Origin of the sequence: Paractinoplanes atraurantiacus (assembly GCF_900215205.1) — a bacterium.
Lineage (GTDB): Bacteria > Actinomycetota > Actinomycetes > Mycobacteriales > Micromonosporaceae > Actinoplanes > Actinoplanes atraurantiacus.
Genome location: NZ_OBDY01000006.1, coordinates 340,698 through 363,393 on the forward strand (window position 1 = coordinate 340,698; position 22,696 = coordinate 363,393).

General features: G+C 70.5%; 24 protein-coding genes and 2 pseudogenes. 10 read left to right on the forward strand and 16 right to left on the reverse strand.

Annotated elements, in window-relative coordinates; translation table 11 throughout:
• Positions 1–24: 24 nt before the first annotated feature.
• The gene (locus CRP55_RS17505; RefSeq protein ID WP_097321120.1) at positions 25–2,730 is read right to left on the reverse strand and encodes a tetratricopeptide repeat protein; all 2,706 of its coding nucleotides are present in this window, start codon (positions 2,728–2,730) and stop codon (positions 25–27) included.
• 287 nt (positions 2,731–3,017) lie between these two features.
• Here CRP55_RS17505 and CRP55_RS17510 point away from each other — a divergent pair, with 287 nt between their 5' ends.
• Both CRP55_RS17510 and CRP55_RS17515 read left to right on the forward strand, forming a co-directional pair.
• The gene (locus CRP55_RS17510; protein ID WP_097321121.1) at positions 3,018–3,308 is read left to right on the forward strand and encodes an ArsR/SmtB family transcription factor; all 291 of its coding nucleotides are present in this window, start codon (positions 3,018–3,020) and stop codon (positions 3,306–3,308) included.
• Complete coding sequence (locus CRP55_RS17515; protein ID WP_097321122.1) at positions 3,308–3,709, forward strand: VOC family protein; 402 nt, start codon at positions 3,308–3,310, stop codon at positions 3,707–3,709. The genes CRP55_RS17510 and CRP55_RS17515 overlap by 1 nt, the downstream gene beginning before the upstream one ends.
• On the opposite strand, the gene CRP55_RS17520 is transcribed toward CRP55_RS17515, so the two are convergent.
• The gene (locus CRP55_RS17520; protein WP_097321123.1) at positions 3,699–4,427 is read right to left on the reverse strand and encodes an SDR family NAD(P)-dependent oxidoreductase; all 729 of its coding nucleotides are present in this window, start codon (positions 4,425–4,427) and stop codon (positions 3,699–3,701) included. The two genes, CRP55_RS17515 and CRP55_RS17520, sit on opposite strands and share 11 nt — an antisense overlap.
• Before the next feature lie 75 nt (positions 4,428–4,502).
• On the opposite strand from CRP55_RS17520, the gene CRP55_RS54615 reads away from it, so the two are divergent.
• Positions 4,503–4,961, forward strand: a complete 459-nt coding sequence (locus tag CRP55_RS54615; protein WP_097321124.1) for an NUDIX domain-containing protein — start codon at positions 4,503–4,505, stop codon at positions 4,959–4,961.
• Between the two features lie 87 nt (positions 4,962–5,048).
• On the opposite strand, the gene CRP55_RS17530 is transcribed toward CRP55_RS54615, so the two are convergent.
• Genes CRP55_RS17530 through CRP55_RS17545 form a run of 4 tightly spaced genes read right to left on the reverse strand, consistent with a single transcriptional unit; the run spans position 5,049 to position 9,158 of the window.
• Positions 5,049–6,320 (reverse strand): enolase C-terminal domain-like protein, encoded by a 1,272-nt coding sequence (locus tag CRP55_RS17530; RefSeq protein ID WP_245923081.1) that lies wholly within the window; start codon positions 6,318–6,320, stop codon positions 5,049–5,051.
• A complete protein-coding gene (locus CRP55_RS17535; RefSeq protein ID WP_218854594.1) occupies positions 6,317–7,141 on the reverse strand; it encodes an amidohydrolase family protein in 825 nt (274 codons plus the stop codon). The genes CRP55_RS17530 and CRP55_RS17535 overlap by 4 nt, the downstream gene beginning before the upstream one ends.
• Entirely contained in the window at positions 7,138–8,076 is a 939-nt protein-coding gene (locus tag CRP55_RS17540; protein ID WP_097321125.1) for an aldo/keto reductase, read from the reverse strand. The genes CRP55_RS17535 and CRP55_RS17540 overlap by 4 nt, the downstream gene beginning before the upstream one ends.
• Positions 8,073–9,158, reverse strand: a complete 1,086-nt coding sequence (locus CRP55_RS17545) for a mandelate racemase/muconate lactonizing enzyme family protein (RefSeq protein WP_097321126.1) — start codon at positions 9,156–9,158, stop codon at positions 8,073–8,075. Before CRP55_RS17545 ends, CRP55_RS17540 begins: the two co-directional genes overlap by 4 nt.
• A 47-nt stretch (positions 9,159–9,205) precedes the next feature.
• Between CRP55_RS17545 and CRP55_RS17550 the strand changes: the two genes are divergently transcribed.
• Positions 9,206–9,862, forward strand: coding sequence for a GntR family transcriptional regulator (locus CRP55_RS17550; RefSeq protein ID WP_097321127.1), 657 nt, complete (start codon positions 9,206–9,208; stop codon positions 9,860–9,862).
• Here the strand turns inward: CRP55_RS17550 and CRP55_RS54620 are convergent.
• The 4 genes and pseudogenes from CRP55_RS54620 to CRP55_RS17560 all read right to left on the reverse strand — a co-directional run bounded on the left by CRP55_RS54620 (position 9,859) and on the right by CRP55_RS17560 (position 12,492).
• The gene (locus CRP55_RS54620) at positions 9,859–10,443 is read right to left on the reverse strand and encodes a helicase domain-containing protein (protein ID WP_245923083.1); all 585 of its coding nucleotides are present in this window, start codon (positions 10,441–10,443) and stop codon (positions 9,859–9,861) included. The two genes, CRP55_RS17550 and CRP55_RS54620, sit on opposite strands and share 4 nt — an antisense overlap.
• Positions 10,444–10,458: 15 nt before the next feature.
• A complete protein-coding gene (locus CRP55_RS54625) occupies positions 10,459–11,283 on the reverse strand; it encodes a helicase domain-containing protein (protein WP_245923085.1) in 825 nt (274 codons plus the stop codon).
• An 88-nt stretch (positions 11,284–11,371) separates the two neighbouring features.
• Positions 11,372–11,734, reverse strand: a pseudogene (locus tag CRP55_RS56620) (HelD family protein); the annotation flags it as partial.
• A 131-nt stretch (positions 11,735–11,865) separates the two neighbouring features.
• On the reverse strand, positions 11,866–12,492 hold the full coding sequence (locus tag CRP55_RS17560) for a class I SAM-dependent methyltransferase (RefSeq protein ID WP_245923088.1): 627 nt from the start codon (positions 12,490–12,492) through the stop codon (positions 11,866–11,868).
• Between the two features lie 85 nt (positions 12,493–12,577).
• Between CRP55_RS17560 and CRP55_RS17565 the strand changes: the two genes are divergently transcribed.
• Together CRP55_RS17565 and CRP55_RS17570 are read left to right on the forward strand one after the other, a co-directional pair.
• Positions 12,578–13,006 (forward strand): SRPBCC family protein, encoded by a 429-nt coding sequence (locus tag CRP55_RS17565; RefSeq protein ID WP_097321129.1) that lies wholly within the window; start codon positions 12,578–12,580, stop codon positions 13,004–13,006.
• Positions 12,999–13,316 (forward strand): ArsR/SmtB family transcription factor, encoded by a 318-nt coding sequence (locus CRP55_RS17570; protein WP_143234687.1) that lies wholly within the window; start codon positions 12,999–13,001, stop codon positions 13,314–13,316. Before CRP55_RS17565 ends, CRP55_RS17570 begins: the two co-directional genes overlap by 8 nt.
• On the opposite strand, the gene CRP55_RS17575 is transcribed toward CRP55_RS17570, so the two are convergent.
• On the reverse strand, positions 13,304–15,343 hold the full coding sequence (locus tag CRP55_RS17575) for a glycoside hydrolase family 99 protein (protein ID WP_097321131.1): 2,040 nt from the start codon (positions 15,341–15,343) through the stop codon (positions 13,304–13,306). The genes CRP55_RS17570 and CRP55_RS17575 overlap by 13 nt on opposite strands.
• Before the next feature lie 225 nt (positions 15,344–15,568).
• On the opposite strand from CRP55_RS17575, the gene CRP55_RS17580 reads away from it, so the two are divergent.
• Both CRP55_RS17580 and CRP55_RS17585 read left to right on the forward strand, forming a co-directional pair.
• Positions 15,569–16,972, forward strand: a complete 1,404-nt coding sequence (locus CRP55_RS17580; RefSeq protein WP_245923090.1) for an alpha/beta hydrolase — start codon at positions 15,569–15,571, stop codon at positions 16,970–16,972.
• A 53-nt stretch (positions 16,973–17,025) separates the two neighbouring features.
• Entirely contained in the window at positions 17,026–17,877 is an 852-nt protein-coding gene (locus tag CRP55_RS17585; RefSeq protein ID WP_097321132.1) for an alpha/beta hydrolase, read from the forward strand.
• A gap of 120 nt (positions 17,878–17,997) precedes the next feature.
• On the opposite strand, the pseudogene CRP55_RS17590 reads toward CRP55_RS17585, so the two are convergent.
• The 3 genes and pseudogenes from CRP55_RS17590 to CRP55_RS17600 all read right to left on the reverse strand — a co-directional run bounded on the left by CRP55_RS17590 (position 17,998) and on the right by CRP55_RS17600 (position 19,653).
• Positions 17,998–18,826: pseudogene (locus CRP55_RS17590) on the reverse strand (IS5 family transposase).
• A 51-nt stretch (positions 18,827–18,877) separates the two neighbouring features.
• The gene (locus tag CRP55_RS17595) at positions 18,878–19,192 is read right to left on the reverse strand and encodes a winged helix-turn-helix domain-containing protein (protein WP_097321133.1); all 315 of its coding nucleotides are present in this window, start codon (positions 19,190–19,192) and stop codon (positions 18,878–18,880) included.
• Positions 19,189–19,653 carry a hypothetical protein gene (locus tag CRP55_RS17600; protein WP_097321134.1) on the reverse strand — a complete coding sequence of 155 codons (465 nt, stop codon included), beginning with the start codon at positions 19,651–19,653 and terminating at the stop codon, positions 19,189–19,191. The genes CRP55_RS17595 and CRP55_RS17600 overlap by 4 nt, the downstream gene beginning before the upstream one ends.
• Before the next feature lie 83 nt (positions 19,654–19,736).
• On the opposite strand from CRP55_RS17600, the gene def reads away from it, so the two are divergent.
• A complete protein-coding gene (gene def / locus CRP55_RS17605) occupies positions 19,737–20,273 on the forward strand; it encodes a peptide deformylase (protein WP_097321135.1) in 537 nt (178 codons plus the stop codon).
• Positions 20,274–20,281: 8 nt separating this feature from the next.
• On the opposite strand, the gene CRP55_RS17610 is transcribed toward def, so the two are convergent.
• Together CRP55_RS17610 and CRP55_RS17615 are read right to left on the reverse strand one after the other, a co-directional pair.
• Entirely contained in the window at positions 20,282–20,878 is a 597-nt protein-coding gene (locus CRP55_RS17610; RefSeq protein ID WP_097321136.1) for a TetR/AcrR family transcriptional regulator, read from the reverse strand.
• The gene (locus CRP55_RS17615; RefSeq protein WP_097321137.1) at positions 20,875–21,945 is read right to left on the reverse strand and encodes an aldo/keto reductase; all 1,071 of its coding nucleotides are present in this window, start codon (positions 21,943–21,945) and stop codon (positions 20,875–20,877) included. Before CRP55_RS17615 ends, CRP55_RS17610 begins: the two co-directional genes overlap by 4 nt.
• A 177-nt stretch (positions 21,946–22,122) precedes the next feature.
• On the opposite strand from CRP55_RS17615, the gene CRP55_RS17620 reads away from it, so the two are divergent.
• Positions 22,123–22,692: a sigma-70 family RNA polymerase sigma factor gene (locus CRP55_RS17620; protein WP_245923092.1), complete on the forward strand. Its 570-nt coding sequence runs from the start codon at positions 22,123–22,125 to the stop codon at positions 22,690–22,692.
• The last annotated feature ends 4 nt before the right edge of the window (positions 22,693–22,696 follow it).

Consider the following 22,696-nt stretch of genomic DNA (forward strand, 5'->3'; position numbering starts at 1 on the left):
CGCGCCACACCCCGGGCGGCCGGCTCACCACGGCCCACCCGGTTCGGTCTCTCCGGCGGCCCGGAAGGCGTCGGGATCCTGGGGCCGTCCCTCGTCGTCCAGCCCGAAACGCAGCACGTGGTCGGCGCCGGCATGGTCGCCTCTCTGTTCGTGCAGGGAGGCGAGGTCACTCAGCACCGCGTCGTTGCCCCGGTTGATCACCGCGAGGAGCAGCTCTTCCGCCCGCTCGTAATCACCCCGGTCCTCGTGGACGTGGGCCAGACCGCGCATGCCCGCTTCGGCGGCCCGCAGGTAGAGCCGCTCCGCCCCGTCCAGGTCACCTTCCTGCTCGCGGCGGTCGGCGAGGAGGACGAGAGCCCTGGTGTCGCCGCGATCGGCTGCGCGAACGGCGAGGTCCTCGGCGGCCGACGGCTGCTTGGCCTCTTCGTCAGCGAGCGCGAGGGCTGTGAGAGCGGCGACGTCGCCGAGATCCGCCGCCTTCTCATGCATCCGCCGGGATCGTTCCGGGTCGGTCTTGTAGTGGTATTCGGCCACCACGGAGTAGATATGCGGGAAGCCCAGACGGAGGGCGTGGGCAATGACCGAGTCCCCGTTCCCGGCTGGGCGCATCTCGGCCAGGAGGTAGAGCGCAGCGGGCTGACCGAGTTCGCCCGCCTCCACAGCCAGGGCCTCCGCGTCGTCGGCTCTTCCGCGCGACTCGCGCGATCGCACCACGGCGACGACGGCGTCGGCCTTCCCGGCCCGCGCGGCCCGCAGCGCTTGCCTGGTCGCCTCGACGTGGTCGCCGAGTCGTTCGCTGATCGTGGCCAGCTCCGCCATGGCCGACGGGTCTCCGGTTCTCGTCGCCTCCCCGTACAGCTCCCTGGCCTGGGCCAGCTCGCCGGCGTCGCTCAGACGGCGGGCTCGGCGCAGCATCGAGGTCACCTCGTCCTCGCCCATCCAGTCGCCGTAGAGCTCGTCGAAGCGCTCGTTCCTCTCGGTCATCTCCATGAGTCGCTGTTGCGTGACCGAGTCGTCCACGCCGTGCCCGCGCAACTCCCACAGCGACGCGCGATGCTCCCAGGCTTCGAGGCTTCCCCGGTCGGCGGCCAGGGCGTAGAACGCATCGGCGCCGGTCAGATCGTCGGCCTGTTGGCGCAGCCGCCCGAGCGCCACCAGCGCGCCGACGTCGCCGAAGCGTGCCGATCGTCGGTAGAGCTGGGCGGCACGCCCGTTGCGGCCCCTGCTCTCGGCCCGTTCGCCGATTCTCCGGAGCACGTCCGGGTCTCTAACGGAGGCGGCCACCGCGTCCCAGAACGCACCGGGTGGGAACACCTCCGCCCTTTCCTCACGCCCGGCCTGCTCGAGATAGTCGGCGAGGCGGTAGGCGGGCTCCTCGAACAGGCCGAACAGCCGGTCGGGACCGGCCCGCACCACCGACAGGATCCCGGCGACGCCGTGACAGGGCTCCAGCGCATATCCGAAGGCCCGCTCCACCCACTGCGGTCCGGCCTGTCCCAGGTCGACCTCGTGCAGATATCCCCTGGCGGCCGCTTGCAGGAGTTCGCTCGAAAGCGAGGGCGGATGTCCGAACCGGCGGGCGTCGACGGCGGCCTCGATGACCGCCCGCGCGGCGGCCGGCGCATTGCGGCAGCGCTGGACGAGCTCCGGCACGCCGGCCAGGTATTGGGTGAGCCGCCCGCTGCCCGACTGTGCCACGGCCATGCTCAGACGCGCGTCCGAGCGCGCCGCGGAGCGCGCCGACCGCAGATCAGCGCCGTGGAAGCTGTCCGGGATGCGGAGATCGGTGCCCGCCAGCAACTCCCGGGCCTGCGCGTGCCGGTCGGGGACGTCGGGCGGTGGCCGCGACGTCAGAGCCGTCCAGTACTCGGGCCACATCGTGGCGAGGACCAGCACCGGTCCGCGTCCGGGGTCGTTGAGCAGGGCGCGGAGGCCGGCGCTGATCCGTTCGTTGAGCGTGAGATCGGCGCCCAGCAGGTAGAACTGCGCCTCATTGAGCCAGACGACCGTGTGGGGACCGACCTGCGCGATGTCGCTTGCGGCGGCCGCCGGCCTGGAAGGATCGAGCGGATGCCAGAGCCGCCACTGGGCGGGAAGTGCCTGAACGGCTTCCCAGCAGGCCCGGGTCTTCCCGGTTGAAGACCCTCCGACCAGCGTGATCATGAGACTTGTGCCGCCGGCACAGGCGGTGACGGCTTCTCTGAGCCGCTCGTCGTGCGCGCGTGGCACGTAGCGCGGCAGATCCGTGGCCTGATCGGGAAGATCGATGGCTCGGTGTACCTCGAGCGCCAGCGCCGTGCAGTCCCGAATCGGTTTGCCCAGGCGAAGCGGAACAGGCGCGGTGCGGGCCCGGCGCCAGAGCCGCCGCGCCTGCGTGACCAGTGCTGGAAGGTCGCGGCGGATCGTGTGGGCCGGCAGGCGCCCGGCCATCCGTGCCAGCGCGACCACCACCACGACCAGGTCGGCCTGGCTGGGCGGGAGGGCCGGGGTGCCGATGATCCGGCCGATGGTGTCGCGTCGTGGCAGGGCGCCTTCCAGCTGGTCGAGCTGCTCCTCGGCGCCGGCCTCGTCCAGGCCGCCGCGGCGCAGCAGGGCGGACATGGAGTCGCCGAGCGCGTTCACCTCGGCCTGTATCTCGTCGAGCGTGGGTGTCTCGGCCCCGAGGTACAAGTCGTAGATCGCGTCCTTGAGATCCTTCAACGGGCCGTCGGCCAGACAGGGAGGGTCCATCGGCCGTGGCCGTCTCCGGCGTCCTCCATCGCTGCCCATCGCTGTCCAGCATCGCGCACCACGTCACGTACCGGTCACTCATCGCAACTGAGTGGATCTCTTCGTGTGGCCCGCAGGCTGGCTGACATGCGGCGGAAGGAGCGAACAATGACCGAATCGAAGAACCCCGAGAAGACGTACCTCGCGGCCGTCCTCACCGGCGTCGCCTCCGGCGTCGCTCGAGCCCTCGCGGACTGGCTTCTCCGGTGGTGTTGATAGGCAAGTGGTGACTTGCCTATTGTGGCAGGATGGGAGAGAGCGCCGCGGAGGGTGAGGTCTTCAAGGCGCTGGCCGACCCGACGCGGCGGGTGATCCTGGATGAGCTGGCTGAGCGGGACGGGCAGACGCTGTTCGAGATCTGTTCGCGGCTGACCATGCGGCACGGGCTCGGGCTGTCGCGGCAGGCGGTCTCTCAGCATCTCGAGGTGCTAGCGCGGGCGGGGCTGGTCACCGGCCGGCGTGAAGGACGGTACAAGTTCCACCACATCGACACGACGCCGCTGGATCGGCTGACCGACCGGTGGCGCAGGGAGAACTGATGCGCATCTACGTCACCAGCGTGTACGTCGACGATCAGGACAAGGCGCTGAGCTTCTACACCGGCAAGCTCGGCTTCGAGGTGAAGGCCGACGTGCCGGTCGGTGAGCACCGCTGGCTCACCGTGGTCTCGCCGGCCGACCCGGACGGCTGTGAGCTGCTGCTCGAGCCGGACGCGCACCCGGCGGCCAAGCCGTTCAAGGCGGCGCTCGTGGACGACGGCGTACCGCTGACGTCGTTCTACGTCGACGACGTGGAGGCCGAGTACGAGCGGCTGCGCGGTCTCGGCGTGCGGTTCACGCAGGAGCCGTTGCGGATGGGTGATGTGACCACCGCGGTCCTCGACGACACCTGCGGCAACCTGATTCAGATCCTGCACAAGCCGGGGCTCGTCAAGCAGTGAAACCTCCGTCCACGTTGAGCGTCGCGCCGGTGATGTAGCGGGCGGCCGGGCCGGCCAGGAAGGCCACCGCCGCCGCGATGTCGGGTGGGGTGGCGTAGTGGCCGAGGGCGGTCAAGGCGCTGATTCCGGCGGCGTCGGGTGAGTCGGCCGGGTTGAGGTCGGTGTCGGTGGGGCCGGGGTTCACCAGGTTCACTGTGATGGCCCGGGGGCCCAGCTCGCGGGACAGCGCCTTGGTCAGGCCGGTCAGTGCGGTCTTGCTCATCGAGTACAGCGAGAAGCCGGGGAAGGCCGCGCGTTCGGCCATGTTGCTGCCGACGCTGATGATGCGGCCGCCCGCTGGCAGGTGGCGGGCCGCCGCCTGGCAGGCCAGGAAAGGGGCGCGGATGTTGACCGCGATCGTCTGCTCCAGGTCGTCGGTGGTCAGCTCCTCCAACGGGCCGAGGCGGAACGCCCCGGCGTTGTTGACCAGGATGTCCAGGCGGCCCAGTTCGCTGACAGTGCGGTCGATCGCGCCGGCCACCGCGGCGGGGTCGGCGCTGTCCGCGGAGAAGGCCACAGCGCGTCTGCCCGCGGCTTTGGCGACAGTCTCGGCGCTGGCCTGATCCCGTTGGTAGGTCAGGGCCACGTCGGCGCCCGCCTCGGCCAGCTTGCGCGCCACGGCCGCGCCGATGCCGCGTCCTCCGCCGACGACGAGCGCTACTTTTCCGTCGAGTTCCATGGCGACGAGCCTCGCCGGTCGTGGGGGTCACCGTCTGGCGGGCATCGGACGCGGCGTTCGGAGACACTTACTCTCATGGCGGATGGTGACCGGATCCCCCGCGCGGCCGCGGTGGTCGTCGACGGAGCACGCGTGCTGCTGATCAAACGGTTCCTGCGGATGGACGACGACTGTCCCATGTGCGCTGACGGCGAGCCGGTGTGTCCCGGGCACGACTACGCGGTCCTGCCCGGCGGGCACGTCGAGGCGGGGGAGAGCGCGGCCGAGGCGGCCCTGCGCGAGCTGCACGAGGAGACCACCCTGCGGGCGGCCGTCGACCGGCAGGTGTGGACCGGGCAGCACAACAAGCGGCCCGCGTTCTACTTCCTGATGACCGGCGTCACCGGGGTGCCGGCCTTGTCGGGGCAGGAGGCCCTGGACGACGGTCCGGACAACAGCTTCGAGCTGTTGTGGGCGGCGCCGGAGCAGTTCGAGGCGCTGAACCTGCACCCGGCCGACGTCAGGGCGCCCCTGACGGCGCTGCTGGCGGGTTAGGGGCGGACCGGCGTCGTAGCGCTTGCGGGTCCAGGCCGAGCCGGGACTGGCCAGGCGACGGCGTCATCGCTCAAGCATCCGTCACGATCAGGACCACTCTGGTCCGTCCGGGAACGAATACCGGGCGATGGACGACGGGAGCATCTCCGACGAGAAACCGGGGGCGGCCGGGGCCTGGTACGCGCCGTCGCGGATGACGACCGGGTCGGTGAAGTGCTCGTGGAGGTGGTCGACGTATTCGATGACGCGGTTGTCGAGGCTGCCCGAGACGGCCACGTAGTCGAACATCGACAGGTGCTGCACCACCTCGCAGAGGCCGACGCCGCCCGCGTGCGGGCAGACCGGCTTGCCGAACTTGGCCGCCAGCAGCAGGATCGCCAGGTTCTCGTTGACGCCGGCCACGCGGCAGGCGTCGATCTGCACGAAGTCGACCGCCTCGGCCTGGAGCAACTGCTTGAAGACGATGCGGTTCTGCACGTGCTCGCCGGTGGCCACCGGCACGCCGGCGCCGCGCCGGATCGCCGCGTGCCCGAGGATGTCGTCGGGGCTGGTCGGCTCCTCGATCCACCACGGCTTGTACGGGGCGAGCGCGGCCATCCAGTCGATCGCCTCGGCCACGTCCCAGCGCTGGTTGGCGTCGACCGCGATCCGGATGTCGTCGCCCACGACCGAGCGGGCGAGCCTCATCCGCCGCACGTCGTCGTCCAGAGAGGCGCCCACCTTGAGCTTGATCTGGCGGTAGCCGTCGGCCACGGCCTCCCGGGCCAGTCGCGAAAGCTTGGCGTCGTCGTAGCCGAGCCAGCCGGGCGAGGTCGTGTACGCCGGATAGCCGTGCTGCTCGAGATGTTCGATCCGGGAGGAGCGCCCGGAAACGGCAGCCTCCAGAATGGACAGCGCCTCAGCCGGGGTCAGGGCGTCGCTCAGGTAGCGCCAGTCGATCAGGTCGACGATCTCCGCCGGTGACAGATCGGAAAGATAGCGCCACAGCGGCTTGCCGGCCTCCCGGGCCGCCAGGTCCCAGGCCGCGTTGATGAGGGCGGCCGCGGCCAGGCTGGTGACGCCCTTCTCCGGCCCGAGCCAGCGGATCTGCGAGTCGTGCGTGAGCCGGCGCGAGAACTCGCCGAGGTCGCTCGCGTCCCGCCCCACGACGAACGGGGCCAGGGCGTCGATCGCGGCCCGGACCACCTCGTTGCCCCGGCCGATGGTGAAGGTGAACCCGTGGCCCTCGGCGCCGGACTCGGTGCGCAGCACCACGTACGCGGCCGAGTAGTCGGGGTCGGGGTTCATCGCGTCGGAGCCGTCCAGCTCGCGTGAGGTGGGGAAACGTACGTCGTACGTCTCGATGGCGGCGATCTTCACAGCTGTTGCTCCAAGCGGTAGGTGCGAACGGCGGTGCCGCCGAAGATGTCCTCCGGCATCGCGCCGAGTGTCTCCACCAAGGCGTCCTTCACCTCGGCATAGGTGGCGGCCAGCTCGCAGACCGGCCAGTCCGACCCGAACATCAGCCGGTCCGTGCCGAACAAGGAGACGGCGGTTTCCACGTACGGCTTGAGGTCGCCGGCCGTCCAGCGGTCGTGGTCCGCCTCGGTGACGAGACCGGACAGCTTGGCCACGACGTTCGGGCGGGCGGCGACGGGCGCGATGAGGTCGCGCCATTCGGCGAACCCGCCGGCCGCGATGGCGGGCTTGCCCAGATGGTCGAGCACGAACACGGAGTCGGGGAAGGCCGCCGCGGCCCGCGCCACCGACGGCAGCTGGTCGGCGCTGACGACCAGCTCGTTGACCAGCCCGGCGGCGGCGACCGCGGCCAGCCCGTCGTGCAGCCCGTCCAGGAAACCGGGCCCGTTGCCCTGCACCTGATCGCGGACTCCCACCAGGAGGTGCCCGCCCGGGCCGGCTCGGTGTTCGGCGATGGTCGAAGTCAGCCGCGGCGAGGCCAGCGAGGCCCAGCCGACGACGCCCGCGATCTCCGGGGTCGCCTCGGCGATGGCCAGGAACGAGGTGGTCTCCGCGTCGTCGCCCCGGCCGGCCTCGACCAGCACGGTCCGGTCGACACCGGCGGTGGCGAGAGCCGCCCGCAGGTCGTCCACTGTGTAGTCCCGGCGGATCCGGGCCAGCGAGGGATCCCGCAACCACGCGTAGTCGGCGGTCCAGAGGTGGTGGTGCGCGTCGATGATCACGCGTCGAGCTCCTTCCACAGCTCTTCCGGGATCGGCAGGGTCGCCATCTTCACCGCGTCCTCGACCTCCTCGGGGGAACGCACTCCCACGAGCACGCACGTGACGGCCGGATGGCGGAACGGGAACTGGAGGGCGGCCGCGCGCAGCGGAACCCTGTACTCGGCGCAGATCCGCTGCATGCCGAGGGCCCGGTCGAGGGTCGCCCGGTCGACGGGCGCGTAGTCGAAGGTGGCGTTCGGTGAGGGGTCGGCCAGCAGCCCCGAGTTGAAGACGCCGGCCGCGATGACCGACACACCACGGGAAAGGCAGAGCGGCAGCAGCTCATCGGCGCCCGACCGGTCCAGCAGCGTGTACCGCCCGGCCAGCAGCACGCTGTCGAGCTGGCCGGTGCGCACGAAGTCGGCCAGCATCGCGGCCTGGTTCATGCCGGCCGAGACCGCGCCGATCCGGCCCTCCTCGCGCATCGTCACGAGCTGTGGCAGCGCTTGCGTCGACGCCGCCTCGAAGTGGTCGTCCGGGTCGTGCAGGTGCACGATGTCGGCGCGGTCCAGGCCGAGGCGGTGCAGGCTTTCGGCGTACGACGAAAGCACTCCCGGGGCACTGAAGTCGAAGACGGGGGACACGTCGGCCGACTCGGCCCAGATGCCCTGGTCCTCGCCGTGGCCCGGCCGGAGCAGGCGGCCGACCTTGGTGGACAGGACGAAGTCGGACCGCTTCTTGCGCGAAAGCACGTGCCCGGCCCGCTTCTCGGTCAGCCCGTTGCCGTACAGCGGCGCCACGTCGAAGTAGCGGATCCCCAAGTCCCAGCCGCGCTCGACGGTCGCGAACGCCTGCTCCTCGCTCACCGCCGAGTAGAGGCCGCCGATCGGCGCCAGCCCGAGCCCCAGCCTCGTCACCCAGGTGTTTCCGACCCGGGCCCGTTCGATCGGGTTCATGCTTTCCTCCGGTCGTCGATCGCGTCGCGGTCCCAGGCGATGCCGAGACCGGGCGCCGACGGGGCGAGCGCCTGGCCGTCCTCGACCGCGATCTCCTCGCGGGTGATGGCCCGCAGCTGCGGGATGTGCTCCAGGTAGCGGCTGTTCGGCACGGCGCAGCACAGGCTGATGTGCAGCTCCATCAGGAAGTGCGGGCAGACCACGATGTTGGCCGCCTCGGCCAGGTGCGCCACCTTCAGCCACGGAGTGATGCCGCCGATGCGCGCGACGTCGACCTGGACGACTCCGGCCGCGCCGCGGCGCACGTACTCGGCGAACTGGCCCGGCGCGTACATGGACTCGCCGACCGCGACCGGGATCGTGGTGTTGCGGGACAGGGCCTCGTGCCCGGCGACGTCCTCGGCCGGCAGCGGCTCCTCGAACCAGTACGGGTCGTACGGCTCCAGAAGCTTGGCCCGCCGGATGGCGTCGCTCGCGGTCAGGGCCTGATTGGCGTCGAGCATGACGTCGAAGTCGTCGCCGACCGCGGCCCGCACGGCACCGACCCGGTCGGCGTCCTCGCGGGGTGACCGGCCGACCTTCATCTTGATGCCCGGCCACCCCGCCTTCCTACTGGCGAGCGCGCCGGATACCAGCTCCTCGGTGGTGAGCTGGAGCCAGCCGCCCTCGGTGTCGTACAACGGAATGCGGTCCTTGGCCCCGCCGGCCAGCACCCACAGCGGTTGCCCGGCCTCCTTGCACCGCAGGTCCCACAGCGCGGTGTCGACCGCGGCCAGCGCCAGGGACGTGATGGCGCCGACCGTGGTCGCCTTGGTGTGCAGGAACAGGTCGCGCCACACCGCCTCGACCCGCCGCGGGTCCTGCCCGGGCAGCCGCGGCAGCAGATAGTCGCGCAGCAGCGCGAGCACAGCGGTGCCGCCGGTGCCGATCGTGTACGTGTAGCCGGTGCCCTCGCCCCCGTCGTCCGTCCGGATCTCGACGAACACCGTCTCCTGGGCCAGGAACGTCTGAAGGGCGTCGGTGCGCAACGTCTCGACCGGGATGTCGATGAGGTACGCCTCGGCGTGGGTGATGACGGGCACGGGTGCTCCCTAATCGCGCGCTTTCGTAGATCCTATAGGATGTACCCATGACGCTGCCAAGGCTCAAACGCTCGACGCTGGGCGACGATGTCTACGACTCGCTCCGCTCGGCCGTCCTCGAGCACGTCATGAAGCCCGGCGACCGGCTCAACATCGACGCCCTGGCCCGCGATCTGGAGGTCTCACCGACGCCGGTGCGCGAGGCCCTGGCCCGGATGGAGTCCGAGGGCCTGGTCCGCAAGCGCCCCCTGGCCGGCTACACGGTGAGCCCCCTGCTCACCCGGGACGAGTTCAACGACATGTTCGACATGCGCCTGCTGCTGGAGTGCGCGGCCGCCCGCTGGGCCGCCACCCGGGCCACACCGGAGCAGCGTTCCGCCCTGACGGCCGCGGCGGCGCGAACGGTGGAGGGCGGCGACGACCGCACCTGGCACGCGGCGTTCACCGCCCTGGACGCCCATCTGCACGACCTCGTCGCGGAGGCCTCCGGAAGCCCGCTGCTGCGCGAGAGCATCACGCGGCTGCACGCCCACTTGCATTTGCACAGACGCTATTTCCCGTACGCCCAAACCGCGGTGACCAACGACGAACATCAGCAGATAGCCGCGGCTGTCGAGAATGCCGACCCCGATGCCGCGGACGAGGCCATGCGTCTTCACTTGACCCATGCCTGGGAACGGCATCTGGTCGCTTTCCAGGACTAGGCTTCGCTGATGTCGAGCTGCCCGAGTTCGTGGGTGCAGCGGGTGAGGGCGACGTAGAGTCCGTTCCAGCCCCGGGGCTCGGCGGTGATGCCGCGCGGGTCGACGATCAGGGTGGCGTCCCACTCCAGGCCCTTGGCCTCGGTCGCGGTGAGCACCGGCACCTCGCTCAGCACGGCTCGCAGCTCGGCGACGCGCCCGGCGGGGGCGATCACGCCGACCGTTCCGCCCGCCCATCGGCGCCGCAGCTCGGCGGGCGTGGCCGTGCGGGTCCACGGGGCGATGCCGGAGGAGCGGACCGCCCGTGGGGGAAAGTTGTGGCTGCCGGCCTTCTCCAGGACGGCGGCGGTCAGGTCCATGACCTCCCGGGGCGTGCGGTAGCAGATGGTGAGACGGGCCGCGGTCCACCGTTCGCCGAGGGTCGCGTTCACCGCCCCGGCCCAACTGGTGTGCCGGTGCGACGCCTCCACCTGATCGATGTCGCCGACCGCGGTGATGGATCGGCTGGGGCAGCGGCGCAGGACCATGTGCCACTGCATCTCGGACAGCTCCTGCGCCTCGTCGACGACGACGTGCCCGTACACCCAGCCCCGCTGTCCTCAGGCGCGCTCGGCGAGGAACTCGCCCTGAGGATGCGGGTCGCCGGTGTCGCCGAGCAGTTCGGCGATCGCGTCGAGCAGTGGGATGTCGCTCGCGGCCCACGGCCCCGGTTCGGAGACGACGAGTTCGACCTCCTCCGCCGAGAGCTCCGGAGCGAACCGGCCCAGTAGCGCGGAGCTGGACAGGAACTCCCGCAGCGCGACTTCGGGGTCCCGCGCCGGCCACCAGGCCTCGACGAACTTGGCGATGCCGGCGTCGGCGGCGATGCGGTCGCGCAGCTCCTCGAGCTCCTCGTCGTCGGTCCTGGTGGGCGCCGGTGCGCAGTCGCGGCCCATGCTCTTGTCGACGCGGGCGAGGATGTCCTCGAAGCCCTCCTCCATCTCCTCCAGCAGAGCTGCTCGCTGCTCGGCGACGGCACCAGCCAGGAGATGGTGCAGCTGCTCGGCGAAAGCGGCACGGGCTCGGTGGTATGAGCGGCCCTGCGTGGCCGAGGCGAGCGCCTGGCCGACCGCTTCCGCGCCGATCAGGTGGAACTCGCCCTCCCAGCGCAGCTTCATCTCACGGGCGCGGGGCAGCAGCGATCCGATGTAGTGCTCGAGCGCGGGCTGCCACAGGGCGCGGCCCTTGATCTCGGAGAGCCGCCGGCTCTCGGCGCGGCCCACGGCGATCTGAGGAACGAGGGTGTCGCACGTCGCCGACACGACGGCGGTCTCGCCGAGCGCGGGCAGGACCTGGGAGATGTACTCCAGGAAGCGAGGTGACGGGCCGAGCACCAGGACGGCCTGCTCGGCCATCCGGCGATGGGTGAACAGCAGGTACGCCACCCGGACCCTCACCGACCAGTTCGGACGCCGCGGTGCCGTCGAGCGGTTCGTCGTCGACACCCACCACGATGTCGCCCGTGGTGCGCACGTGACGGCGCCGGCTCTGTCCTTGCGGGTCGAGGGCGGTCGCGGTGTAGAACGGCCGGGCGGCGGGAGCGCGCCAGTCCACGACCAGGGGGTTCGCATTGTCGTCGCGGAGGCCGACACGGCCCACGTGCCGCACCACGCCGTCGATGCCGTCCAGCCGGCCGAAGACGAGGCCGTCCCGAGCCCGCGACAACTCCTCCCACTGCCGCCGGAGCGCGTGGAGCCGACCGCGTTCCGTCTCGTCCAGCGCCTCGGCCGCCAGCTCGGCCTGCAACTGCTCCGCCAGGCGTTCACGGCGTGCTGTGGCCACGTCGAGAAACGCTTGTTCCTCGGCAATGGCATTCTCTTCGGTATTCAGGCGCATCCGCAGAACCCTTTATCGAGGCCGATGGGAATTCGTCGGCAAGAGTAGGGGCGAAGGGCGGTTCGCGGCCTTCTGTTCGGGGAAGCGAGAGAGACGTCTCAACGCCTTGAGGATTCGCGGGAGGTGTGGCCTCACGCGGCCTTTCGGGCGATCAGCTGCAAGGCGGTTGCGGGATTGGCGTTCATCGTCTCGACTTCGATCTCCCACGTCGTCGCGGTGGCGAAGCGGGACAGGACGAGGCGTTCGAGCCAGTCGGCGCTGTAGTGCCGCAGGGTGGCGCCGTCGTCGGTGCGGAACGTGCCGTACGGGCCGTGGGTGCCGGCGTCCCGTTCGTAGCGGGCGATGTTGCGGTCGTCTATCTGGAGCAGCAGGTCGCTGACGTAGAGCAGGCCGCCGGGGCGCAGGACCCGGGCCAGCTCGGCGATCAGGGCGCGCTGATCGGTCTCCGACGGCACGCAGGTGAGGACCGCGATCAGGAGCACGGCGTCGACGGTGCCGTCCGCGTGCGGCAGCCGCGGCGGGTCGGTGAGGACGTGGAACGGCAGGCCGGGGTGGTCGCGGCGGGCCCGCTCGATCAGGGCCGCCGACGGGTCGAACCCCTCGACCTCGGCGAAGCCGTGCTCGCGGGCGAGGGCGGTGACCCGGCCGTAGCCGCAGCCGTAGTCGACGATCCGGGACCCGGCGGGCAGCCACGAGAAGTCGACCGGGTGGGTGAAGGTCTTCCCGGCGCCGATGGTGTCCCAGTAGGGCTCGTACACCCGCTTATCGTCCCACGTGCATTGACCGGTGCAACGTCTTACCGTACGGTAATGCATTACCAAGCGGTAAGACAAAGGAGCCGGCATGCCTGAGGTTGCGCGTTCCATCGAGATCTCCCGGCCGCCGAGCGCGGTGTGGCGGTTGCTGTCCACTGCGGACGGGTTACGGGAGTGGCTCTCGCCCGAGGTCGAGATCGATCTGCGGGTCGGCGGCGCCTACCGGATGCCCGGCGGGGACGGCGAGACCTGGATCAGCGGGGTGGTGCTCGAGCTGGTGCCCGAAGGGCGGCTGGTCCTGTCCTGGCTCGAAGAGGGGTCGGGGTGGGTGCACCCGGGGCGGCTGCTCGTCACGCTGGAACCGATCGCCGGTGGGACACGGGTCTCGCTGGTGCACGACGGTTTCGCCGGGATCGGAAAAGACGAATGGCAGGAGACGCTTGAGGCGTACGAGCGGGGGGCCGACAAGCATCAGGTCCTCGAGCGCCTGGCGGCGGCGGTGGGTGGCGTTGTCTGAGGAGGAGCTGTTCCGGGCGATGGCCGATCCGACGCGGCGGCGCATCCTCGATCTGCTCGCCGAGCACGGGACGCTGAGTGTGAGCGAGCTGTCGGCGCACTTTCCCGGGCTGGTCACGTCGGGCATCTCCAAGCACCTGATGGCCCTGCGGGCGGCGGGTCTGGTCACCGCCACCCGGCAGGGGCGCCATCAGCTGTACGCCATCGACGCCGAGGCCATGTCGCGGGCCGTGGCGCCGTGGGTCGCCCGGTACGAGGCGTACTGGACGGGTGCGCTCGACCGCCTGAAGAAGGCGGGTCAGGAGGAGTAGGCCTCCAGGGCCGAGAGCTGGCCGGCGGGCCAGCCCGTGTTGCCGGTGAAGGTCGCCTGGACGTAACGGGCCTGAGTGGGCGGGCACGTGATGGTCACCGTGTTGCCCGACGCGGGGTCGAAGACGCGCGGGGCGGCGGCGGACAGCGTCGTGGTGCCGTCCGATATCGCGATGGTCTGGGTGCGGGCGCCCCACGACGGCGGGAGCTTGAGGACGAGGCGGGAGACCGTGGTGGCAGCGCCCAGGTCGACCTGGATCCATTGCGGGAACGCGTTGTTGGCGCTCTCCCAGTAGGTGCCGGCGTCGCCGTCGACCGCGTTGCCGGAGGTGTAGTTCTGCACGGCGGCGCTCGCCGTGGTGGCGCGCCCGCGGGCGAGGTCGGTCGCGGGTGGGGGCGTGCTGTCGCCGTACACCTGCAATTGGGAGATCTGAGCCGCCGGCCAGCCGGAGTTGCCCGAGAAAGTGAGCCGGAGATTGCGGACCGCCGTGCCGGGAAGCGTGATGGTGACGGTGTTGCCCGAAGCCGGATCGAAGGTGTACGTGGTGGCGGCGCCGCCCTGCACGGCGATGGTCTGGGTGCGGCGTTCCCAGCCGGCGGGCAGGCGCAGCACCAGGCGCGTGACGGCGTAGGCGGCGCCGAGGTCGACCTCGAACCATTGCGGGAAGGCGCCGCCGCCGCTCTCCCAATATGTGGTGGCGCTGCCGTCGACGGCGTTTCCGGGCGCGAAGGCCCCGTTGGCGCTACTGGCCGACACCGGCTTACCGGCAGCGAGATCACCTGCGGTCAGGGTGGGCTGAGTCGGCCGTACGGCGGTGAGCGCCAGCTGTCCCTTCAGCATGCGGCCGCCGTCGGTGGTGATGCGCAGGTAGTAGTCGGAGGAGCAGAAGGTGCCGTCCTCGTCGAGCGCTCGGATGCCGCTGCCGGCGGGCACGGAGGCGGCCGTCTCGGCGGTCTTGGCGATCTGGTTGCCCTCGTTGAACTCGTCGAACATGGACACATAGAGGCCCTGGGCGCCCAGGCGCACCATGTTGTAGAGGCTGCGCCAGTAGAAGTCGCCGTGCCGGCGGTGGCCGGAGGACAGATCGCCGGGCAGCACGCACGGCTGGTAGTCGATGCCGTGGGCGTTGCAGTCGGCCTGGTCGGCGGTGTTCACGTTGGCCAGGAACCAGTCGAGCCCGTCGAGCGTGCCGGTGCGGCCGACCATCCACGGCGACAGCATGTGGAACGCGTGGTAGACGTCGAGGAAGCCGGTGCGGCTGTCGTTCTTGCCCTCACGCCAGTAGGTGGGCACGCCGCCGATGACATAACAGCCCTGCGCCTTCAGCCAGTTGACGACGTCGAGGCAGGCGGCCGGGGTGAACGGGCGGCCGTCGTCGTCGAAGCCGAAACCCCAGACGCAGACGACCGGCTTGCCGTTCTGGCGGGCGTACGCGGGGGAGGCGGTGTGCGCGGCCATCTTGGTGGTCCAGTCCGTCTTGAGCTCGGACTGCATGTTCGTCCAGCCGGTGACGTCGTACATGATGTAGAACTTGCGCCCGGTCGCCTCGGCCGCCGTGCGCACCTTGCGGGCCATGGCGTCGCGGGTCGGCCCTTCGTCGCCGACCGGGTTGAACCGTTGCAGGGCGGCGGTGTCGATGCCGTAGGTGCGCATCCAGGCGAAATGCGTGTCGACGGTCTGCTGGTCGTACGAGGAGAACAGCGCGGCCGGGCCGCCGTTTCCCAGATGGGGATAAGCGGTCGGGTACGTGTGGGTGAAGTCCCGCAGATCGGGCCAGGACACGATCGTGGTGTTGCTCGGCGACGGCGGCTGGAAACGGTCCCGGCTCCAGTGCCACCAGCCGCCGATCGGAGCACCGTCACCCGGGCAGGAGAACCAGCCCTGATAGCCGACGCTGATCTTCCCGACGACATCACCGGGCGGCGAGGCGGCGCGGGCCGGTTCGCCGCCGGCCGAGAGGTCGGTGAGGACAGTGGCGGCCGAACCGGCGGCGGCCGCGGACAAGAGGGCACGGCGAGTGAGCGGCATGGGGAGCTCCAGGCGATCCGGGGACGGGGATGGGGAACGGATCGACGGTCATCATGACGTCTGACTTCACGCGACCGCAATAGTTGGACTCATTCCTGAAATATTCTGCACCGAACCGTGGAATTTCGGCCCCCACCACCTTGGACGCGGCGAGCTCGACGTCGGCACGTTTGCGGGAGTGTGGGAGTGGGGGCGCGGTCGATACCGTCGCTTGTGCTTTTCGGCGTGCGGGTACTGGTGGTGGCGTTGATCGCGGCGGTCCTCGGCGCCGCGGGACTGGGACTGGTGGCGTCGGCCGGTGGCGAGGCGACCCCGCGGCGGGTGGTGGCCGACGGGGTGCCGCTCTACGAGGTCCATCCGGCGGGGCTGAAACCGGGGGAGCGGCGGCCCGGCGTGGTGGTCGCGCACGGCTACGCGGGGTCGGCGAAGCTCATGATGCCGTTCGGGGACACCCTTGCCGGGCGCGGCTACGTGGTGGTCCTGCTGGACTTCGCGGGGCACGGCGCCAATCCGAAGGCGCGGACCGGTAGCGCGGACCTCCAGCGCGAGCTCGACGCGGCGATGGCGCATCTTCGGTCACTGCGGGATGTGGACAACGCCCGGGTCTCGTTGGTGGGGCACTCGATGGGGGCCTCAGCGGTCACCGAATACGCGGCCGCGCATCCGGAAGTGGTGGCCACCGTGGCGATCTCCCTGCCGTCGGTGCCCGAGGGACATCCGAAGAACCTGCTGATGCTGGTCGGGCAGGCCGAGTTCCCAGGGTTCAAGGCCACGGCGACGGAGGCGGCCGCGCGGATCGCGGACAGCCGGGCCGTGACGATTCCCGGCGTGGAACACATCTCCATCCTGTACGCGCCACGGACGCACCAGGAGACGATCGACTGGCTCGACCAGCGCTTCGGCGGCCCGGTCACGCAGGAGGCGATCCCGTCGCCGCTGCGCCGCCCGGCCGGGGCGGGACTGCTCTTCGCCGGGCTACTGGTCGGCCTCTACCCACTGGCACGCCTCCTGTTCAGGGGCCGGGCGACGATCGAGCGGTTCCGGTGGGTCCTGCTGGTTCCCGTCGCGGGCGCCGCGATCGTGGCGGCGTTGGTGGCGGCCGTGCTGCCGACGTCGTGGTTCCCGCTGGACTCGGGGGACTACGCGGTCGCCTTCACGTTCCTCTTCGGAGGTCTGTTGCTGCTCGTGCAGCGGGGGCGGCCGGGACCGTGGGGTCGGGTCCCGGCGGCGGTGGCGCTCGTCGCCTATGCCGCGGTGACGATCGTGGTGCCGCTGCAGCTGGGGTTCACGAACATGTGGCCGGCCGGGGCCCGATGGTGGATTCTTCCGGTGGTGTGGGCGGGATTCGCGCTTCTCTCGTACGCGGCGGAGCGCCTCAGCCGTGGCAGCATGCTCGGCATCCTCGCGGTCGCGGCGGCCACGGTCGTCGCCCTGACCGCGGCGGCCGTCCTCGGGCTGACCAACGGGTTCCTCCTGCTGGTCGTGCCATTGCTGGCAGTGCTCCTGGTACTGCAGGCGGGCTGGAGCACCCTGCTCAACCGCCTGGCCGCGCCGGCCTGGGCGATCGCGCTGGCCGGCTCCCTGCTGGTGGCGTGGCCGATCGCCGCCACGCTACCGATCACGGCGTGACCAACCGGCAAATCCGATTGCCGGGCCGAGGACCGGCGCCTAGCGTGCCCGGGATGACCGCTGAGGTGCCGTTCCGCTCGCTCGCCGTCGACCAGACGGACGTTCGGTACGCCCACGGGCCCGACTCTCGTCGCCGGGCGGAGGCGCCGGCGGGCCGGACGGTCGAGTTCAGCTGGGACGGCAGCGCCGTCTATCCGGGTACGTCGCGCAAGTTCTGGGTGCACGTGCCGGCTCAATACGACGGGTCGCAGCCCGCCTCGCTGATCGTCTTCCTGGACGGGGAGTGGTACCTCGATCCTGCCGGTGAGGTTCGGGGCGCGATCGTGCTGGACAACCTGATCCATAGCGGCGACATCCCGGTCACCTTCGGGCTGTTCGTCGATCCCGGCGTCCTTGTGGGCGCGCGGAATCCGAAGAACCGCAACGTCGAGTACGACGCCTTCGACGATCGCCTGGTCACCTTCCTGCTAACCGAGATCATCCCGCAGGTCACGCGGCGTTACTCGATCACTGACGACCCCGATCGGTGGGCCATTTGTGGTGGCAGCAGCGGCGGGAACGGCGCGTTCACCGCCGCGTGGCTTCGCCCGGACAAGTTCCGGCGGGTGATCTGCTTCCTGTCCAGCTTCGTGCAGATGCCGGCCGGGAACCCGTACCCGGACCTGATCCCCAGCGTTCCCCGCAAGCCGCTGCGGATCTTCATGCAGGCCGGCCACCGGGACCTGCACTGGAACGAGCCCGAACGGAACTGGCTCGCCGGCAATCTGCGCGTCGCGGCGGCGCTGGCCGAAGCCGGCTACGACTTCCGGCTCGTCCTCGGCGACGGAGGGCACAGCCCCAACCACGCGGGCGTCCTTCTTCCGGACGCCCTGCGCTGGGCGTTCGCGGGGTTCGGGAAAGCCTGACCACCGATACGCGCGAAAGTCGCCCTGCGGCCTCGCGCGGCGGCGAGGCCGCGCGGCGCCCTGGGCTCGCGTCAGTGCGGTTGGGTGGGCGAGAAGGCGTACCTCTAAGACCGCATCTCGTTAGGGGTTGTTGCTGGTGAACAATCCGAGGGTGTCGGCACGGCGGTAGCAGATGACAGCGCATGCGGCGACGGTGAATGCGATGAAGTGGGAACTCTTGCGTTCGTAGCGTCGGGCCAGGCGCGGAACCGGGTGATCCATTGCAGGCAGCGTTCGATGACGTAGCGGTGCCTGCCGAGACGCTTGGAGGGTTCGATGCCTTTGCGGGCGATCCGGGCCTTGATCCCGCGCCGGGCCAGCAGGGCCCGGCAGGGCTGGTAGTCGTAGCCTTTGTCGCCGTGTAGTTTCCCGTGCCGTTTACGGGGGCGCCCGACCGGCTGTTTCACCGGCCGGATGCCGTCGACCACGTCTTCGAGCATCGTGTTGTCGTTGACGTTGGCAGCCGACACCACGACGTGCAGGGGCAGGCCCTGACGGTCGCTGACCGCGTGGATCTTGGAGCCGGGCTTGCCCCGGTCTACCGGGCTGGGCCCGGTCAGGTCCCCCCTTTGACCGCACGGACGTGCATCGCGTCCACGCTCGCGCGTTCCCAGTCGATGTGTCCGGCCGTGCCCAGGACATCGAGCACGGCCTGGTGCAGTGCGTCGAAGACACCATGTTCGACCCACTCGGCGAACCGGCGATGCGCCGACGGCGTGGAAATCCCGAAGGACGCCGGCAACTTGTCCCACGAGCAGCCGCTCTGCAACACGTACAAGATCGCGGCCAGGGCTGTCCGGTCATCGATGCGGGGTCGGCCACCGCCCTGATGCCGTTTCGGGTGCTCGGGAATCAACGGCTCGCTGAGCTGCCACAACGCATCCGGACAGTACTTGACCACGTCATCCATACCGATCTAACGAATGACCTTGCAAAACAAGCATCCCTAACGAGATGCCGTCTAAGGGGTTATCTCCAGCCCGGCGCGCGAGACGATCTGTTGCAAGGCCGCGACGTGGGCGGCGAAAGCGTTGCGGCCGGCTGGGGTGAGGCGGGCCGAGGTGCGCGGGCGTTTGCCCACGAAGGACTTTCGGATCTCTATGTAGCCGGCGTCTTCGAGGGTGGTCAGTTGTTTCGACAAGGCCGAGTCGGAGAGGGCGGTCTGGTCGCGGAGGAACTTGAAGTCGGCCCACTCGGCGGCGGTCAGCAGGCTGACCAGGGCCAGGCGGGTGGGTGCGTGGATGAGGTCGTCGAAGCGCGGCTCGATGACGGTCACCGGGCGCCGGCCAGCGGGCGGGAGAGCATGAGGCGGCGCAGGTACGCCATGAGGCGCGGGCCGCCGAAGGCCGTGCCCAGGGCGACGGGGGCCATGGCGATGGTGGCGGGGTGTGGGGCGCCCAGCGCCTCCAGGGCGAAGCCGAGGCCCAGGCCGATGGCGACCAGCGTGAGGGCGAAGACGGTGATGGCCACGGCGCCGCGCAGGCCCAGCAGGGCGTTGCGGACCTGGACCCGTGAGCGGAAGGCGACCACGCCGATGGCGGCGGCCAGACCGAGGCCGTACAGGGCCGAGCCGGTGGCGATCAGCCAGGGGATCCGGCTCTCGATGGAGGCCACGAACAGCAGCATGAGGGCGCCGATCGCGAGCCAGAACCAGGTGGGGACCAGGGTGGAGCTGACGACCTGGTCGCGGCGGATGCGAACCTCGGCGAGGGCGAGCTCGGCGTCGATGGGATCCATGACTTGAAGTATCGGCTAGTACTTTCCTTGTTGGCAAGTACTTTCCTCGCGTCTCGCCGGACTGGCCGGGGTACGTTCTCTGCATGACCGTTGTGTCCATTCGGAAAGTCGGGGATCCGGTGCTGCGCCGGGTCGCCGACCCCGTCACCAGTTTCGACGCCGAGCTGCGCAAGCTCGTGCGTGACCTCAACGAGACCCTGGCCTCCTCGCGCGGCGCCGGGCTGGCCGCGCCGCAGATCGGGGTGGGGCTGCGGGTCTTCGCCATCAACCCCGACCTGCCGGGCAACGACGCCAAGCTCGACCACCTGATCAACCCGGTGCTGGAGTTCCCCGACGAGGAGGAGCAGGACGGTCCCGAGGGCTGCCTGTCGATCCCGGGCATCTACCTCGACACCAAGCGCCGCCTGAACGTGGCGGCCAAGGGCTACACCCAGCACGGCGACCCCGTCCAGGTGGTCGGAGCCGGGCTGCTGGCGCGCTGCATCCAGCACGAGACCGACCACCTCGACGGTGTGCTCTTCATCGACCGGCAGGACGAGGCCGGGCGGGAGCGGCTGCTGGCCACCCTGCGCGAGGCCGCGTGGTTCGACGACGCTCAGGTCAAGGTCAGCCCCCACTGACGAGGCGTTCAGGTGGCCCGCTTGAGGCCGTCGATCCCGAGGTCGAGGGCGGATTCGAGATATTCCGTACGGCCGGTGTTGCCCAGCAGGAGCACGCCGCCCTGGATGCCGGCGATCAGCCCGCCGGCGGCGCGCGCCGCGTCGACGTTGCCGGAAATCTCGTGACTTGCCTGCATGTGGCGGATCCCGGCGGCGACGGCGGCCTGCCAGCGATCCATCATGTCGGTCAGCACGGCCCGGGCGGCCGGGGCGCGCCGGCCGGTGTCGCCGAGCAGGCCGCGCAGGGGACACTGGTCGCCCTGGGCGACGTAGCGGTCGACGATCAGATCACGCCAGCGGTCCCAGACCTCCCACGACGTCAGGTTGCTCAGGTACGGCTCCTGGTCGGCCAGCACCTGGTCGGCCTCCTGCTGCACGACCGCCAGCAGCAGCCCCTCCTTGCCGTCGGGGAAGTAGTGGAACAGCTGGCTCTTGCTGGTGCCCGTGCGGGCCATGACGTCCTCGAGGCGCACCTGGTCGACGCCGCGCTCACGCAGCTCCGCCGCCGCACCGGAAACGATGCGACGGCGGGTCTGTTCCCCTTTCGGGGTGAGGGTCCGGGTCACCGGGCCGCCGCGTTCAGCACCGGCCGAGCGTATCCCGCCGGCTTGTCGCCGATGGCCAGCCCGGGGCTGACGATCCACGACTGGTACTCCGGCGTGAACATCGAGTAGAGCGCCGGCGTCTCCGGGGCGCTGGCCTCGTCCAGGCGCTTGCGGGCGTCGTCCGGAAGCTCGAAGTCCAGCGCCGCCATGTTGCTCTTGAGCTGGGCCGCGCTCGAGGCGCCGACGATGGCCGAGGCGATGCCGGGCTGGGTGACGGTCCAGTTGATCGCGACCTGGGCCATCGGGCGGCCGAGCTCGGTCGCCACGCCGTCCAGGGCGTCGATGATCTTCTGATCGCGGGCGCTGATCTCGGTGCCGGCCAGGCGGCCCTCGGCCGGGGCGCCGGCCCGGTACTTGCCGCTGAGCAGGCCACCGGCCAGGGGGCTCCAGGCGGTGATGCCGATGCCCAGGGTCTGCGCCATCGGCGCGAACTCGGGCTCGATGCCGCGGTTGTTCAGGGCGTACGGCAGCTGGAGGTTGACCATCGGGGTCAGCGCGTGGGCCTCGGCGTACGTCTGGGCCCGCGCCGCGTACCAGGCCGGGGTGTCGGACAGCCCCGCGTAGCGGATCTTGCCGGCCCGGACCAGGTCGTCGAAGGTCTGCACGACCTCCTCGACCGGGGTGATCCGGTCCCACGTGTGCAGCAGGTAGAGGTCGAGGTAGTCGGTGCCGAGCCGCTTGAGCGAGGCGTCGAGCGCCCGCACGATGTGCTTGCGCCCGTTGCCGCTGGCGTTCGGGTCGGACGGGTCGATGGTGTTGGTGAACTTGCCGGTCAGCACGAGACGCTCCCGGTTGCCGGCCCGGGCGATGAGCCGGCCGAGGATGCGCTCGCTCTCACCGGCGGTGTAGAAGTCGGCGGTGTCGATGAGGTTGCCGCCGTTGTCGACGTACTCCCGGAAGATCGGCTCCGCCTCCTCCTCGGTCTTGCCGTAGGCGGCGTGGAAGCCGTCGACGCCGAAGTTCATGGTTCCCAGGGCCAGGCGGCTGACACGCAGTCCGGAGCGGCCGAGCAGGTAGTAGTGGTTCATGGCGGCAACGGTGACGCCGCAAAAATGGACCCGCAAGTCCAGTCGATGTGTCACGGGGCACCGGGGGTGGGCCCCAGGGGCCACCAGTACGCCGACCAGGGTGCCGCACGGGTTCGCCGGGGGCCCCTGGACGGCGACGGTTGATACCGAGGCAATCAATCGCATTGGGGGCTTGACGTGGCACCGACGATCTTGGAAGCGGCTACACCGGCGCAGCGGCTCGGCGACGTGCACCGCGAATACGGTCAGGTCCTGCTCAATTACCTGAACGGCTTCACCGCCGCCAGCCGGCAGAGCGCGGAGGACCTGCTCCAGGAGACGATGATCCGGGTCTGGCGCCACCTGGACGACCTGCCCGCCGAGGCCGAGCACGCCCGGCGCTGGCTGTTCATCGTGGCCCGCAACGTCGGCATCGACGCCATCCGGCGCAGCCGGGTCCGCCCGGTCGGCGTCGAACTGGTCGACGCGTTCCCGTCGGCCGGCATGGACGACATCACCGAGACGGTGGTCGCGATGGAGTCGCTGCGCTCGGCCATCGGCTCGCTGAGCCTGATGCACCAGCGCATCCTCACCGAGCTCTACTTCGAGGGCCGCTCCACCCGCGAGACCGCCCAGCGTCTGGGCGTGCCGGTCGGCACGGTCAAGTCGCGCGCCTTCTACGCGCTGCAGTCGCTGCGCCGCTCGATGGCCGGCCCCGACCACGAGCGCCCGCGCGGCGGGCGCCCGTCCAGTCGCCCGAGGCGGTGAGTGA